This is a genomic window from Azospirillum sp. A29, assembly GCF_042604625.1.
Classification (GTDB): domain Bacteria; phylum Pseudomonadota; class Alphaproteobacteria; order Azospirillales; family Azospirillaceae; genus Azospirillum; species Azospirillum palustre.
The window spans coordinates 799031-813718 of sequence record NZ_CP170466.1 but is presented as its reverse complement, the minus strand read 5'-3'; the positions used below and the strand labels follow the sequence as shown (position 1 = coordinate 813718).

13 protein-coding genes are annotated in these 14688 nt (G+C 69.0%); 11 read left to right on the top strand and 2 right to left on the bottom strand.

What is annotated here, in order from left to right; translation table 11 throughout:
- Positions 1-367: 367 nt before the first annotated feature.
- From ABNQ38_RS18645 to ABNQ38_RS18605, 9 genes are all read left to right on the top strand, one after another.
- Complete coding sequence (locus ABNQ38_RS18645) at positions 368-2851, top strand: methyl-accepting chemotaxis protein (protein ID WP_377809683.1); 2484 nt, start codon at positions 368-370, stop codon at positions 2849-2851.
- Between the two features lie 311 nt (positions 2852-3162).
- Entirely contained in the window at positions 3163-5304 is a 2142-nt protein-coding gene (locus ABNQ38_RS18640) for a PAS domain S-box protein (RefSeq protein WP_377809682.1), read from the top strand.
- A 10-nt stretch (positions 5305-5314) separates the two neighbouring features.
- Positions 5315-6709, top strand: a complete 1395-nt coding sequence (locus ABNQ38_RS18635) for a CHASE domain-containing protein (protein WP_377809681.1) — start codon at positions 5315-5317, stop codon at positions 6707-6709.
- A complete protein-coding gene (locus ABNQ38_RS18630; protein WP_377809680.1) occupies positions 6624-6947 on the top strand; it encodes an ATP-binding protein in 324 nt (107 codons plus the stop codon). The genes ABNQ38_RS18635 and ABNQ38_RS18630 overlap by 86 nt, the downstream gene beginning before the upstream one ends.
- The gene (locus ABNQ38_RS18625) at positions 6947-7384 is read left to right on the top strand and encodes a response regulator (protein ID WP_377809679.1); all 438 of its coding nucleotides are present in this window, start codon (positions 6947-6949) and stop codon (positions 7382-7384) included. The genes ABNQ38_RS18630 and ABNQ38_RS18625 overlap by 1 nt, the downstream gene beginning before the upstream one ends.
- Before the next feature lie 12 nt (positions 7385-7396).
- Positions 7397-8830, top strand: coding sequence for a diguanylate cyclase (locus ABNQ38_RS18620; protein WP_377809678.1), 1434 nt, complete (start codon positions 7397-7399; stop codon positions 8828-8830).
- A gap of 45 nt (positions 8831-8875) precedes the next feature.
- Entirely contained in the window at positions 8876-10246 is a 1371-nt protein-coding gene (locus ABNQ38_RS18615; RefSeq protein WP_377809677.1) for a response regulator, read from the top strand.
- A 143-nt stretch (positions 10247-10389) separates the two neighbouring features.
- Entirely contained in the window at positions 10390-10788 is a 399-nt protein-coding gene (locus tag ABNQ38_RS18610; protein WP_377809676.1) for a response regulator, read from the top strand.
- Complete coding sequence (locus ABNQ38_RS18605) at positions 10785-11135, top strand: hypothetical protein (RefSeq protein ID WP_377809675.1); 351 nt, start codon at positions 10785-10787, stop codon at positions 11133-11135. The genes ABNQ38_RS18610 and ABNQ38_RS18605 overlap by 4 nt, the downstream gene beginning before the upstream one ends.
- A gap of 6 nt (positions 11136-11141) precedes the next feature.
- Here the strand turns inward: ABNQ38_RS18605 and ABNQ38_RS18600 are convergent, their stop codons facing one another.
- Entirely contained in the window at positions 11142-11750 is a 609-nt protein-coding gene (locus tag ABNQ38_RS18600) for a nitrogen fixation protein NifQ (protein WP_377809674.1), read from the bottom strand.
- A 121-nt stretch (positions 11751-11871) separates the two neighbouring features.
- Complete coding sequence (locus tag ABNQ38_RS18595; protein WP_377809673.1) at positions 11872-12321, bottom strand: CoxG family protein; 450 nt, start codon at positions 12319-12321, stop codon at positions 11872-11874.
- Positions 12322-12459: 138 nt separating this feature from the next.
- On the opposite strand from ABNQ38_RS18595, the gene ABNQ38_RS18590 reads away from it, so the two are divergent.
- Positions 12460-12879, top strand: a complete 420-nt coding sequence (locus tag ABNQ38_RS18590; RefSeq protein WP_377809672.1) for a secondary thiamine-phosphate synthase enzyme YjbQ — start codon at positions 12460-12462, stop codon at positions 12877-12879.
- 171 nt (positions 12880-13050) lie between these two features.
- Positions 13051-14661 carry a DegQ family serine endoprotease gene (locus ABNQ38_RS18585; RefSeq protein WP_377809671.1) on the top strand — a complete coding sequence of 537 codons (1611 nt, stop codon included), beginning with the start codon at positions 13051-13053 and terminating at the stop codon, positions 14659-14661.
- Positions 14662-14688: the final 27 nt, after the last annotated feature.

The window sequence follows — 14688 nt, the reverse complement described above, 5'->3', positions numbered from 1 at the left end:
TTGACCTTCCTCCTGAGAAACCTGTTCTTTTGCAATTTGATAATTTCCTGGCTGACTCGCGTTTTCATTCGCAAATTGCGACGCCGGACGCGGCGAATCCCCGGTGACGTGCGTGCCCGGTCATCAGGGTTTTACCGGAGCGGCCGTTTGCGAAGAATTCAGTGTGCATGGCACGCCGCTTGCTGACTTGATCTGTGTCAGTGCGGGCATGGGCTACTCAGAGTAGATGAAACGCCATTCCGTTAGCTGTGCCGAACCATCGCTTTTTCCAGGCGGTGCGCCGGCCCCTGGTCTGTCCTCCGGTCGCGCCCCGTCGTGCCGGCCTGCCTGCCCGAACGTGCCCATTGTCTGACGAGGCTCCGTCCCCATGCGTCTCAACGAACCGATCACCGACCGTGAAATCGCGATGGAAGACGGTGTCCTGCTGGTGTCGCGTACCGACACGGGCGGGCGCATCACCTTCGTCAACAAGGCATTCGTCGACATCAGCGGCTATGCCGAATCCGAGTTGATCGGGGCTCCGCACAATCTGATCCGGCATCCACACATGCCGAAGGAAGCCTTTGCCGACCTGTGGGCGACCATCAAGGATGGCCGGCCGTGGGAAGGGCTGGTGAAGAACCGGACCAAGGACGGCGACTTCTATTGGGTCCGCGCCAACGTCACGCCGGTGATCGAGGACGGGACGGTGACCGGCTTCATCTCGATCCGCACCAAACCGTCGCGCGATCAGGTGGCGGCGGCGGAGCGGCTCTATTCCGACATCCGCGAGGGCAGGGCGCGCCATCTGACGGTGCGCGACGGGCAGGCGGTCGGGCGCGGCGCCGGGGCGAGGTTCCGCCGCTGGATGGCGACGGTGACCGGGCGGCTGACCCTGATCTTCGCCTTCATGATCCTGTCGATGCTGGCGGTCGGCGGCGTCACGCTGCGCGGCATGTCCGACAGCAACGCGTCGCTGAAGATGGTGTATGAGCACCGGACGGTGCCAGCGGTCCAGATCGGCGAGATCCTAGACCATATGCGCGACAATGTGCAGACGTTGCAGCGCCTGATCATCGACACCCGCGACGGCACCGATCCCAAGGCGATGGCGCAGCGCGAGGACCGCATCGCCGGGAACGCCGCCACCATCGACCGGCTGTGGGCGGACTACCTCACCACCTATATGACGCCGGAGGAGACGATTCTGGCGGACCGCTTCGCCAGGCAGCGCGCCGCCTTCCTGAACGAGGGGCTGAAGCCGGCGATGGAACTGGCGCGCCAGGGCGATTCGCTGCGGCTGGAGGTCCTGGTCCGCGACCGCATCGACCCGCTGTTCCAAGCGGCGTTCCAGACCAACAAGGACCTGCTGCAATTGCAGCTGACGGTCGCCAAGGGCGAGTATGAGGGGGCGCTGGAGGATTTCCGCTGGCATCTGGTGTTCGCCGTGGCCGCCGGGCTGGCTGTCCTGCTGGGGGCGGTGTTCTGCGGGCTCTTGCTGCTGCGCACCGTCCGCCGCCCGCTGGCCGCCTTCTCGGTCGATTTCGACGCCATCGCCCGCAACGACCAGACCCACATCATCGACCTGCCGGCCGCAGCCGAATTCCATCTCATCGCCGGCCAGCTGCGCGGCCTGAAGGCGCGCCTGTGCTATGCCGTGCAGGAGCGTGTCGAGCGCGCCCGCCATGCCGACGAGGAACGGCGCCGCGCCCTGGAGACCATGGCGTCGACGGTGGAGCGCGAGGCCGGCCGCGCGGTGGAGGAGGTCGCCCAGCGCACCGGCGCCATGGCCGACGATGCCGAAGGCATGTCCGGCTCGGCCGAGCGGGTCAGCATCAACGCCCAGACCGTGGCGTCCGCCGCGGGGCAGGCGCTGGCAAACGCCCAGACCGTCGCCGCCGCCAGCGAGGAGCTGGCCGCCTCGATCCGCGAGATCTCCTCGCAGGTCGCCCATTCCAGTGCTGTGACCCGCCGCGCGGTGGAGAGCGGCCACCACACCCAGGCCACCATCCGCTCGCTGTCGGAAACGGTGGCGAAGGTGGGCGAGGTGGTCAACCTGATCCAGTCCATCGCCGGCCAGACCAATCTGCTGGCGCTGAACGCGACCATCGAGGCGGCGCGGGCGGGAGAAGCCGGCAAGGGCTTCGCCGTCGTGGCGCAGGAGGTGAAGAACCTCGCCAACCAGACCGCGTCCTCGACCGAGGAGATCACCCGCCAGATCACCGCGATCCAGGCGGTGACCGACGAGGCGGTGCAGGCGGTGGAGGAAATCGGCCGGACCATCGCCGAGATCGACCACATCGCCGGTTCCATCGCCGCGGCGATGGAGCAGCAGTCGGCCGCCACCCAGGAGATCAGCCGCAACGTGGTGGAGACCTCCACGGCGGCGCAGGAAGTGTCGTACCGCATCGCCGCGGTGTCGGAAGAGGCCGACCGCACCGGCGAACAGGCCACCCATGTCAAGAACGGGTCCGGCGACGTCGCCCGTTCCATCGAGAGCCTGCGGCAGGTTCTGGTCCGCATCGTCCGCACCTCCACCGGCGATGCCGACCGCCGGCGCAAGCCGCGTTTCCAGGTGGACGAGACGGGAACCCTGCTGATCGGCGGCGACCGGCTGGCGGTGACCGTGCGCAACCTGTCCATCGGCGGCGCCATGATCGATCCGGTGACGACGACCGACGGCCGCTCGCTGGCGGGGGCCATCGGTCATCTGCGGCTCGACCGCTACGCAGCGGAGGTGGCGGTGGTGGTGAAGGCGGTGGAGCACAGCCGCATCCATCTGGCCTTCGACGCGGAGAAGATGGCGGGCGATTTCGCGCGGGCCGTGGAGATCGCCACCAAGGACCGCTCGCCGGTCGACGTGGCAGCCTGACCGCAGAGCGGACAAGCCTGCCGCACCCGTCATCGATCCGTCGCACCGAACGTTACGCATCTTCTTCATCCCACAGGTTGAGGACGTATCCCCTGTGACAATTTCACAGGGGGAGTCCCTGTTGGATGACGGGATATGATTGCGTTCATTGCCGACGATGCGTGCAGCTTGAAGCATCCCGTCCGCTGTGCGGAACCTTTCGATAGAAAAGAGGCCGGGACGCAGTGATGGCCGATACCATACCCTTGTCTTGCCGGTCGGGATGTTTCCAATCGGAAAACACCCATCCCGGGGTTGGGGCGGCGACCGTCGTGGCGGAAATCAGGCGCAGTCCCCGCACCCGTCTACGCTGGCGGTGTGGCCGGACGGCCTCGGCGGGGCCGCGCCTGCATCTGGCGGCAGATGCCGCCGGCGACGGGCTTTGGGAGGTCGATGTCACCGCCCGCAGGCGGATGGAAGAGGAGCTGGTGGAAAGCCGGCTGCAACTGGACGCCATTCTCGACAACGCGCCGGTGGGCGTGCTGCTGGTCGACCGCGACCGGGTGATCCGCCGCGTCAACAAGTCGGTCGCCGCCACCTTCCAGCACCGGCTGGAGGACATCGTCGGATCCAGCGCCCGCGTCATCTATGGCGACGACCGCGTGTTCGATGAAGTCGGGGAGCGCGCCTATCCCAGGATGCAGGCCGGCGGCCAGTTCGACGAGGAGGTGGCGATGCGCCGGGCCGACGGCGCCGACATCCGCTGCCGGCTGATCGGCCGGTCGGTGAAGCCCGGCGATCCGGAACGCGGCTATGTCTGGGTGGTGCAGGACGTCACCGTCCGCTGGCGCGCCGAACAGGCGCTGAACGACCGCGCCGGCTTCCAGCGCGTGCTGCTGGACACGGTGCCGGTGCCGATCTTCGTCCAGGACGTGATGGGCCATTACGTCGATGCCAACAGCGCCTTCGAACGCTGGATGGGCATCGACCGCCAGTCCCTGTTCGGCCGCACCGTCTTCGACCTCGCCCCGCCGGACATCGCCGAGGCGGACGAGGCGGCGGACAGGGCCCTGCTCGCCGACAAGAAGCCGCAGAGCTACGAAACCCGGCTGCGCTGTGCCGACGGGACGCTGCGCGACGTTGTGTTCTCCAAGGCGGTCTATTGCCGCACCGGCGGCAAGCCGGCCGGCATCGTTGGCGCGGTGATGGACATCAGCGAGCGCAAGCGGGCCGAGCAGGCCCTGCGCGAGCGCCAGCAGCTGTTCGAGCAGATCTTCGTCTCCAGCTGTGCGGTGAAGCTGCTGATCGACCCGGTGGACGGGCGGATCGTCGATGCCAACCCGGCGGCGGCGAGCTTCTACGGCTATCCGCTCGACCGGCTGCGCAGCATGCGCATCGAGGACATCAACGCCGCCCCGACCATGGTGGTGCAGCAGGAGCTGCATCATGCCGGACGCGCCGAACGCCGGCTGTTCCAGTTCCGCCACCGTCTGGCGTCGGGCGAGCTTCGCGATGTCGAGGTCTATATCAGCAACATCGTGGTGCATGGCCGCACCCTGCTGATGTCGCTGATCCACGACATCACCGAACGCTGCCGGGCGGCCGACGCGCTGGGCCGCAAGACGCGCGAACTCGAACGGTCGAACGCCGAGCTGGAGGCGTTTGCCTATGTCGCCTCCCACGACCTGCGCCAGCCGCTGCGCGTCATCACCAGCTACCTGACTCTGCTGGAGCGGAGCCTGGGCGGCTCGCTGGACGAGGAGGCGCGGGAATGCATCGACTTCGCCCGCGGCGGCGCCCAGCGCATGGACCGGCTGATCGTCGATCTGCTGGACTATTCGCGGGTCGGGCGCAAGGCCAAGACCTTCCGGCCGGTGCCGCTGGACGAGCCGCTGCGGCTCGCCCTGCTGAACCTGGAGGTGGCGGTGCAGGATGCGGGTGCCGCGGTGTCCGTCGAATGGCCGGGCGGAGCCGCGCTCCCGACGGTTGCCGGCCCGACGGTTGCCGGCGACGACGACGAGCTGATGCGGCTGTTCCAGAACCTGATCGGCAATGCGGTGAAGTACCGCCAGCCCGGCCGGCCGCCGGTGGTGCGCATCTCCGTGGCCCCCGACCGCCAGCATACGGATCGGCAGGGCACGGACCAGCCGGGCACGGCTGCGGTCTGGCGCATCGACATCCGTGACAACGGCATCGGCATCGCCGCCGGGGACCGCGAGCGGGTCTTCGGCATCTTCCAGCGGCTGCACCGCCGCGACGAGTATGAGGGAACCGGGGTCGGGCTGGCCGTCTGCAAGAAGATCGTCGAGCATCATGGCGGCCGGCTTTGGGTGGACGACCCTCCGGACGACGATCTCCGCGACGGGGACGGACGCCCGTGCGGCAGCCTGTTCCGCCTGGTCCTGCCGGCGCTGGATGACGCGACCGGGCAGGCCGGGGCTGGTCGCACCGGCGAGGTTCGGATCCGATCATGACGGCGCAGCCATGACCGCGCCGCGCCGTCCGGTGCCGGCCGTCCTGCGCCGTCTGCTGGCCGGCGGACTGCGCATCTGGAAGCCCGCCGCCGTCCAGGCGGTGGTGACGCTGGTGCTGCTGGTCGGCTATGTCTGGATGGCCGACGTCTATGTCCGCGTCCTGGTGGCCGAACACCGCGCCACGGCGGCACTGACCGCCTCGTCGCTCGCCAGCACCCTGTCGAGCGCGCTGAACGAGCGCCTCGCCCTGGTCCGCGGCCTGACCGCCTTCGTCGAGGTCGCGTCCGGCACCGGCAGCCTCGCCGAGCAGTTCCCCCGCTATGCGGAGGGGCTGCGGCGGTCGGTGGTGGGGGTGCGCAACATCTCCGCCGCCCCCGATTTCGTCGTCCGCATCGTCTATCCGATGGAGGGCAACGAGAAGGTGCTGGGCAACGACCTGCTGCGGGACGCCCGGCCGGGCTTCGCCGATACGGTGCAGCGCGCCATCGTCAGCCGCGACGTGACCGTCCATGGCCCGGTCAAGCTGTTGCAGGGCGGGCAGGGGCTGATCGCCCGCCAGATCGTCTATGGACCGGGCAAGCCCTGGGGCGCCGTCGGGCTGGTGTTCGACGTCGGCGCCATCCTGAACGAGGTGCGGTTCGACCGGGTGCCGGCGCATCTGGGATTCGCCGTGGTGACCGACAGCGGTCAGCAGGTGGCCGGCGACGCCCTGGCGCTGAAGGGCGACCCGCTGGTCGAGCGGATCAACCTGCCCGACGGCTTTTGGCATCTGGCGCTGGCCCCGCGCACCAGCTGGGAGGGGCTTGCCCATGGCGACCCGACCTTCCGCGGCTTCCAGCTGGCCTTCTTCCTGCTGTCGCTGCTGATCGAAACGGTGACCTTCATGGCCATCGGCCGCCGCCACACGCTGGAACGGCAGGTCGACCTGCGCACCGCCGAGCTTGGGCGCGCCAAGAACGAGCTGGAGCAGTTCGCCTATGCCACCGCCCATGATCTGCAGGAGCCGCTGCGCGCCATCGCCAGCTATGCCCAGCTGCTGGAGCACCAGCAGAAGGGCATAGCTGGACGAGGAGAGCGAGGGCTTCATCCGCGAGATCGTCGACGGCGCCGGACGGCTGAAGATGCTGCTGCGCGACGTGCAGCTTTTCCTGGCGGAGAACCGGGTGCCGCTCGGCTGCGGCGTCATCCCGGCCGGCGATCCGCTGAAGGCGGCGCTGGCGGCGCTGACGCGGCGCATCGCCGATGCCGGCGCCGCCGTGACCGTGGCGGACCTGCCGCCGGTGCAGGCCGACGAGCGGCGGCTGCGCGAGATCTTCATCGTGCTGATCGCCAACGCCATCGAATATCGCCATCCCTACCGCGCGGCGGAGGTGCAGATTTCCCATCGGAGGGTAGACGGCTATGACGTGATCGACGTGCGCGACAACGGCATCGGCATCGAACCGCGCTACCGCGACCAGATTTTCGAGGTGTTCCGGCGCCTGCATCCGCGCGACGAACATCCCGGCACCGGCATGGGGCTGGCCATCGCCCGCAAGATGGTGGAACGGCTGGGCGGTCGCCTCACCGTCCTGTCCAGCCCCGGCGTCGGCAGCACCTTCTCCATCCATCTGCCCCATCCCTCCTTCCGAGGCTTCCCCTGATGCAGGAGCCGACGACCCCGTTCGAGATCCTGCTGGTCGAGGACGATCCCGCCGATGCCGGGCTTGCCAAGCGCGCGCTGCGCGACGGGCGCATCCTGTGCAATGTCGGCCACGTCCGTGACGGGGTGGAGGCGATGGCCTATCTGCGCCGCCAGGGTCCCTTTGCCGGAACCGCCCGGCCGGATCTGATCCTGCTGGACCTCAACATGCCGCGGATGGATGGCCGCGAGGTGTTGCAGGAGTTGAAGGAGGACGAGGATTTGAAGACCATTCCTGTGGTGATCCTCACCACCTCCGACGTCGACCGCGACGTCAACGCCAGCTATCTGCTGGGTGCCAACAGCTTCATCACCAAGCCGATGGACATGGACGCCTTCTTCGACGCGGTGAAGAGCATCGAGGAATACTGGTTCCGCGTCGTCCGGCTGCCACGGTGAGGGAGGTCCGCCATGTCCATCGCCTTACCGCGCAAGCCGATCCTGTCCCAGCTCCCGGAACCGCATGAGGGCCGCACGGCGATCCTGCTGGTCGAAGACGAGGACGCCGACGCGCGGCTGGTCACCCGGTCGCTGGCGCCCTATGCCCGCCGCTCCAGTGTGACCCGCGTCACCTCGCTGAAGGAGGCGCGGGCCTGGCTGCAGCACAACGCCTGCCACGTCGTGCTGCTCGACCTGTCGCTGCCCGACAGCTTCGGGCTGGAGACGGTGACCCGCCTGCATGCCGATGCGCCGTCGCTGCCGCTGGTGGTGCTGACCGGCTATGACGACGAGGATTTCGCGCTGGAGATCCTGGCCCACGGCGCCCAGGACTATCTGGTCAAGGGGCAGACCGACGGGCCGCTGATGTGGCGCGCCGTCCAGCACGCCAGGGCCCGGAAAAGGCTGGAGGAGGAGCTGCGCCTGTCGGAGGAGCGGCTGCAGGGCATCATCGCGCTGGCGCAGGACGCCATCCTGACCACCGACGCCGATCTGAACATCACCCTGTTCAACCGGGCGGCGGAAAGCCTGTTCGGCTACGATGCCGAAGACATGCTGGGCCGTCCGCTGTCGCTGCTGATCCCCGAACGCTTCCGGGCGGACCACGATGCGCACATCGCCCAGTTCAGCGTGTCGCCGGTACAGACCCAGGTGATGACCAACCGCCGCGAGGTTCAGGGGCTGACCGCCGACGGGCGGGAGTTTCCGGCGGAGGTGTCGATCGCCAAGCTGCACCATGCCCATGGCCTGCTGTTCACCGCGGTGATCCGCGACGTGTCGGAACGCAAGCGGGTGGAGAGCGAACTGCGCCGCATGGCGACCACCGACCCGCTGACCGGCCTGTACAACCGCCGCCGCTTCCTGGAGCTGGCCGAGGTCGAAATGGCCCGGCTGCGCCGCTATGGTCGGCCGGTTTCGGTGCTGATGCTCGATATCGACCGCTTCAAGGCAATCAACGACAGCCACGGCCATGCGACGGGCGACCGGGCGCTGGTCAGGCTGGCGGAGGTCTGCCGCAGCGAGCTGCGCGACACCGATCATATCGGCCGTCTGGGCGGCGAGGAGTTCGCGGTCATCCTGCCGGAAACCCCGCTGGCCTCGGCGGGCGAGGTGGCGGAACGGCTTCGCCACCGGCTGGCGCTGGCCGACGTGCAGTTGAACGACCTGCCGCTGGATCCCGCCGACCTGGGGCAGGGATGCATCCGCATGACCGTCAGCATCGGCGTCGCGATGTCCGGCGAGGACGACGCCTGCATCGAACAGGCGCTTGGCCGCGCCGACCGCGCGCTGTATGAGGCGAAGGCGGCGGGCCGCAACCGCGTGGTGATCGGCGACGGCTGTTCCGGCCTGGCCTTCGCCCCGGCCTCCGCTCCCACATCCTCCGTTTCCACCTCCATCGCCGGCTGACGGTTCGTTCGAGGAAAAATGGCAGAAGGATTTAAGACCCAACCCATGATCCGACCCGGGTCGGCGGCAGCGGAGCCGGTGCTTCTGGTGTCGCAGGCGCCGCCGCCCGCCGGGGCGCTTGCCTCGCTTTTCCCGGAGCTGGTGCGGGTGGACACGGTGGCCGCCGCCTTGGACCGGCTGCGCGGCGACGGTGCGGCGGCGGGGGAAACGGTGGTGGTGCTCGACACTCCCACGGTGGCGGCGGTCGAGGCGCTGGCCCGGCTGGAACCGGCCCCGGCGGTGGTGGTCCTGCTGCCGGAAGGGCAGGGGCACGACGGTGCGGGCTTCATCGCGGCGGGCGCGCAGGATGCATGGCCGGCCGGCGATGGTGAAGAGGATGGCGATGGCCTGCGCCGCGCGGTATCGGCCGCCCGCCGGCGCCAGATGCGGGAGAACCGGCTGCGGATGGCGCTGGCCGAGGCGCAGCGGGGCCGGGATGAGGCTGCATCGCTGCTCGACGCGGCGGGGGCTGCGGTTGCGGCGGCGCTCGATCCGATGATTGCGCTGACGGCCGCCGCGCTGGAATCGCCGCTGTTGCCGCGCCAGCAGGACCGGCTGCTCGCCGTCCAGGCGGCGGGCGCCGCCCTGAAGACCACAGTGGCGGCCCTGCGCCCGGTGGGACCGGGCGCCGCGGTTGAAGAGAGCCTGACGCTGGCGGCGCTGGCCGCCGATGCGAAGGCAATGTCGATTGAAGGCGGGGCGGACGAGGAGTTCATCGGCGATGCCGCCGGGCTGCGGGATCTGTTGACGCTGCTGGCCGCGGAGGGGGGAGCGTCCCTGTCCCTGTCCCTGTCGCTGCGGCCGGCGGGCGATGCCGCCGAGTTGACGCTGCGGCACCGGGGGGCGGCCCGGCTGCGCCCCCTGGTGCTGGCCGCGATCCAGCCGCTGGTGCGGCGTCTGGGCGGGCATCTGCCGACCGACGGGCCGGATGGCGCGGCGGGGGAGTGGCTGACCGTCCGCATCCCGGTGCGGGCCGTGCTGCGTCCTGCCGCCCTGTCGGTCCTGCTGGTGGAGGACAACCCCATCGGTCGTCTGGTGGCCGCCGGCTTCTTCAAGGCGCTGGGCCACACGGTGACGACGGCGGAGGACGGAGTTCAGGGGCTGGCCGCCGCGACGGACAGGCGGTTCGACCTGATCGTGATGGACGTGCAGATGCCGGTGATGGACGGCCACGAGGCCGCCCGCGCCATCCGCGCTTTGCCGGGGGAGGCCGGCCGCGTGCCCATCGTGGCACTGACCGCCGGGACCGATACCGAGGACGACGCGCGCTGCCGCGCCGCCGGGATGGACGATTGCCTGCACAAGCCGCTGGCCATGGACCGTCTGCGCACGGTTCTGGAGCGCCTGTTCCCCGGCCGGGTACAGGCCGGCGGCTGACGGCCCCGGCACTACAAATTGTCGGATAATTTACAGAACCAAAATCACATTCCATCCGCCGGTAACCGACCTTCGATTGCCCGCCACCGGTTCGGGCGGTATCAGTGGGATGCGGCGTATTGGCTGGAGCAATGGGAGTGGATATGCAGGTGATCGACTATTCCCAGTTTCAGATCCTGGTCGTGGAGGATCAGCCCTTCGTCCGCCGCACCATCGTCCAGATCCTGAGCCAGATCGGCTTCCGCGACGTGACAGAGGCCGACAACGGCGAGTCGGCGATGTACGAGTGCATCCGCGTCAATCCCGACCTGATCGTCTGCGACATCGACATGAAGCCGGTCTCCGGCCTGCAATTCCTGGCCCGCCTGCGCGCCAGCACCGAGGCCGCCAATCCCCGCGCCCCGGTGGTGTTCCTGACCAACCACACCGAATCCGAGATCGTGAAGCAGGCGATGGCGCTGGGCGTCAACGGCTTCGTGGTCAAGCCGCCCTCCTTCGCCGCCCTGAAGGAGCGGGTCGACCGGCTGCTGGGCGGGCGGTGAGACGCTGCTTCTTCCTGATCGCCACGCTGTCGCTCGCCGCCTGTTCGGGCGAGCCGTCGGAGGGCGACATGCGCAAGCTGGTGGAAGCGCACACCCGCCGCACGTTGGAGCGCCAGGGCAATGCCGCCTTCCGTGCCTTCGACAATTTCCGCAAGCAGGGCTGCGTCGAGGCGAAGCCGAAGGGCGGCACCGGCAGCCGGGACGGCAGCGGCCAGTATGACTGCTATTACGCCGCCACCTTCGTGCCGCAGCCAGGGCAGCCACCGCTGACAGTCAACGGCAAGGGCCGCTTCCGCCACACCGACAAGGGCATGGCCTTCGAGGATCTGGGCGCCCAGCCGCGCTGAGCCTCCTTACCCGCCACGAGCGAGGCGGGAGAGGGTGGACAGCGGGTCGCCGGCTTCCTCGCCGAAGCAGACCTCCACGTCGTCGCAGACCTCGCAGTTGGGGGACTTGCACAGCATCAGCCCCTCGCGCTCGCAAAGCTGGCGGTAGAAGAACTTCTTCCACTTCATGTCGCTGGAATTCAGCGCCACCAGCGCCGGGAAATGCCGCCGGAACATGGTGTTGAGTTCGCCGCGGTTGTGGAACCCCATATCCTGCCACAGATGGTTGGGCTCCAGCGACCGACGAGCCAGGATGGCGACCAGCCAGCGCTCCTCGTCGGCTCCCTTGGCTCCATGCTCGGCCAGGAAGGCCCGCAGGTCGGCCTCTTCGATGGCATCCTCGTCGGACCCGTCCCCGCCGGGGAGGGCGGCGACGGCATCGGCGAAGTGGGGGGCGTGTCTTGCGGCAAGTTCCGTCAGGTCGGCTTTGGTCAGCGCCAGCGCTCCTGTCATCGTTCGCGCCGGATCGGCGGCGACAAGCGCCAGGATGCGGCCGAAGATCATGCGGTCGGCGGCGTCATCATCCGCAGCGGGATTTTGGTCAAGGCTGTGGGCAGTGGGCTGGGACAGGACCACTCGGCATCTCCACCGGCAAAGAGCACCCGCGACGCCTGCTATCCTGACCCATGATGCTGCACCTGCGAAAGGCGCTCTCCGGTCCCATGGCCTGCGGCATTGCGCCGCATCACGTAGCCTCTTACTCCGGGCGGCCGTCGATTTCCTCCGCGAAGCGCTCGAAGAAGCCGGCGAGCACGCGGTCGGTCTTGGCCTGCACCAGCTTCACCGCCAGCCGGCCGACCGCTCCACCGAGCGCCACCGACAGGCTGTAAGTCAGCCGGGTCCGCCCGTCCTCCTCCTCCAGCACCACGAACGCCTCGCCCTTCACCGCACCGGCCAGCCCGCCATTGCCCTGGGCGACCAGCCGGTAGCGGTGGGGGCCATCCTCCGGCTCCAGCCGCAGCCGGCCGGAGAAGCGCGCCTTCATCGGCCCAAGCGTGGTGCGGACCCGCGCCGCATAGTCGGTGGCCGACAGCCGCTCCATCTCTTCCAGCACGGGGATGCAGCGCATCAGCACCGCCGGGTCGCAGAGTGCCGCGAACACGCGGTCGCGCGGTCCGGGAACGCTGTGGGTGCCGGTGATGTCCATGCGCGGTCTTCCTCCTTGGCCTTCCGACAGAAACAGTGGCCTCATCGATTTTATTCGGGCGACACCGTTGGGGTAGAGACATCTGGTATTGCCTGTCCCCGGAACCAAGCCGGCGAACCATGAAGGAGACCGCACGCCATGCGACAAGCCGTCACGACGCTGACCGTTCCCACCCGCGGCGCTGGGCTGGTCGAGGTGACCGCCCAGGTCCGGCGCTGGGTGGCGGAACAGGGGATGGAGACCGGGCTGCTGACGGTGTTCTGCCGCCACACCTCGGCCTCCCTGACCATCCAGGAGAATGCCGATCCCGACGTGCAGGCCGACCTGCTGCGCTTCTTCCGCCGTCTGGTCGCGGAGGACCCGTCGCTCTATGCCCACACCACCGAGGGGCCGGACGACATGCCCGCCCATATCCGCTCCGCCCTGACCGGCGTCAGCCTGTCGATCCCGGTGATGGCGGGGGAGCCGGCGCTGGGCACCTGGCAGGGCGTCTACCTGTTCGAACACCGCGCCCGCCCGCACCGGCGGGAGATCGCGCTGCATCTGATCGGCGAGTAGGGCAGTGCTGCCGCTCGGGCCGGCAAGCCTGAAATTTCTTTCATCCGGTCGCAAGGCGGCGGTGAAGGGCGGGTTCCTATGTTGGGGACAACAGCGGTGAGGTGCCGCGGCGGCCGGACCGCCGGCGCCACCTCCCCACAGTCGGAATCGCCTGATCGGAGTGTCGCCGTCATGACCACCCTTCCTCCCGCCAATTCCCAGTCGCAGCGCGAGACCCGGAGCGAAATCGGGCGTGTGGGCCGCCTGCGCCGGACTGTCGCCGCCCTGCTGCTGGGCTCCACGGTGCTGACGGCTCCGGCGCTGACCGGCTGGGCGGTTTCGCAGGCCCAGCAGAACGCCACCCCGCCGGCCGTCGCCATGGTGCAGGACACGCCGGCCAGCTTCGCCGACCTCGCCGCCAAGGTCAGCCCGGCCGTGGTCAACATCGCCGCCACCCAGGAGGCCAAGGCCGAAGCACGGACCCAGCGCGGCCCGGCGATCCCCGGCGTGCCCCCCGGCACGCCGTTCGAGGAGTTCTTCCGCCAGTTCCAGGACCAGATGAACCGGAATGGCGGCCCGAATGGCGGTCCTGACGGCGACCAGGATCAGGACCAGGGTCCGCGCGGCAAGACCGGGGCGCTCGGCTCCGGCTTCATCATCGATCCGGCCGGCTATGTCGTGACCAACAACCACGTCATCGACGGCGCCAGCGAGATCACCGTCACCCTGCAGGATGGCACCGCCATGCCGGCCAAGCTGATCGGTCGCGACGCCAAGACCGACCTCGCGCTCCTGAAGGTGAAGTCGGACAAGCCGCTGCCGTCGGTCGACTGGGCGGACAGCGACAAGACCCGCGTCGGCGACTGGGTGATGGCGGTCGGCAACCCGTTCGGGCTGGGCGGCACCGTCACCAAGGGCATCGTGTCGGCCCGCGGCCGCGACATCCACAGCGGCCCCTACGACGATTACTTCCAGCTCGACGCCGCCATCAACCGCGGCAACTCGGGCGGCCCGACCTTCGACCTCAGCGGGCATGTGATCGGCATCAACACAGCCATCTACTCGCCCAACGGCGGGTCGGTCGGCATCGGCTTCGCCATCCCCGCCAACCTCGCCAAGGAGGTGGTGGCCCAACTGAAGGACAGCGGCAAGGTCGAGCGCGGCTGGCTCGGTGTGAAGATCCAGGAGGTGACGCCGGACATCGCCGACAGCGTCGGGCTGCCCAGCGCCAAGGGCGCCCTGGTGGCCGAGGTGACCGCCGACAGCCCGGCCCAGCGCGCCGGCCTGCATCAGGGCGACGTGGTGCTGTCCTATGCCGGCAAGCCGGTCAACAACCTGCGCGACCTGACCCGCCATGTCGCGGATACCAAGGCCGGCGACACGGTGGATCTGAAGATCCTGCGCGAGGGCCGCGAGAAGACGGTTCCGGTGCGCATCGACCGCCTGTCCGAACAGCAGCAGATGGCCGCCGCCGAGACCGACCCCGGCAAGGGCTCCGCCGAGCATGAGGAGGTCGCACCGGTAAAGGGGCTGAAGCTCGCCCCGCTGGACCGGGCGGCGCGCAAGCGGCTGGGCATCGGCGAGGATGTCCAGGGCGTGGTGGTGACCGGCCTGTCCTCCAGCGTCGACGTGCCGGTCCGTCCCGGCGACGTGATCGAACGGGTCGGCGACACCGAGGTGAAGAGCCCGGCCGACGTCCGCCGTCAGGTGACCGAGGCCGAGAAGGCGGGGCAAAAGGCGCTGCTGATGCTGATCAACCGGCAGGGCAACGAGTCCTTCGTCGCGCTGAAGCTGAAGGCGTGAGGCAACGCGCTCTTTGAGTGACGGAAA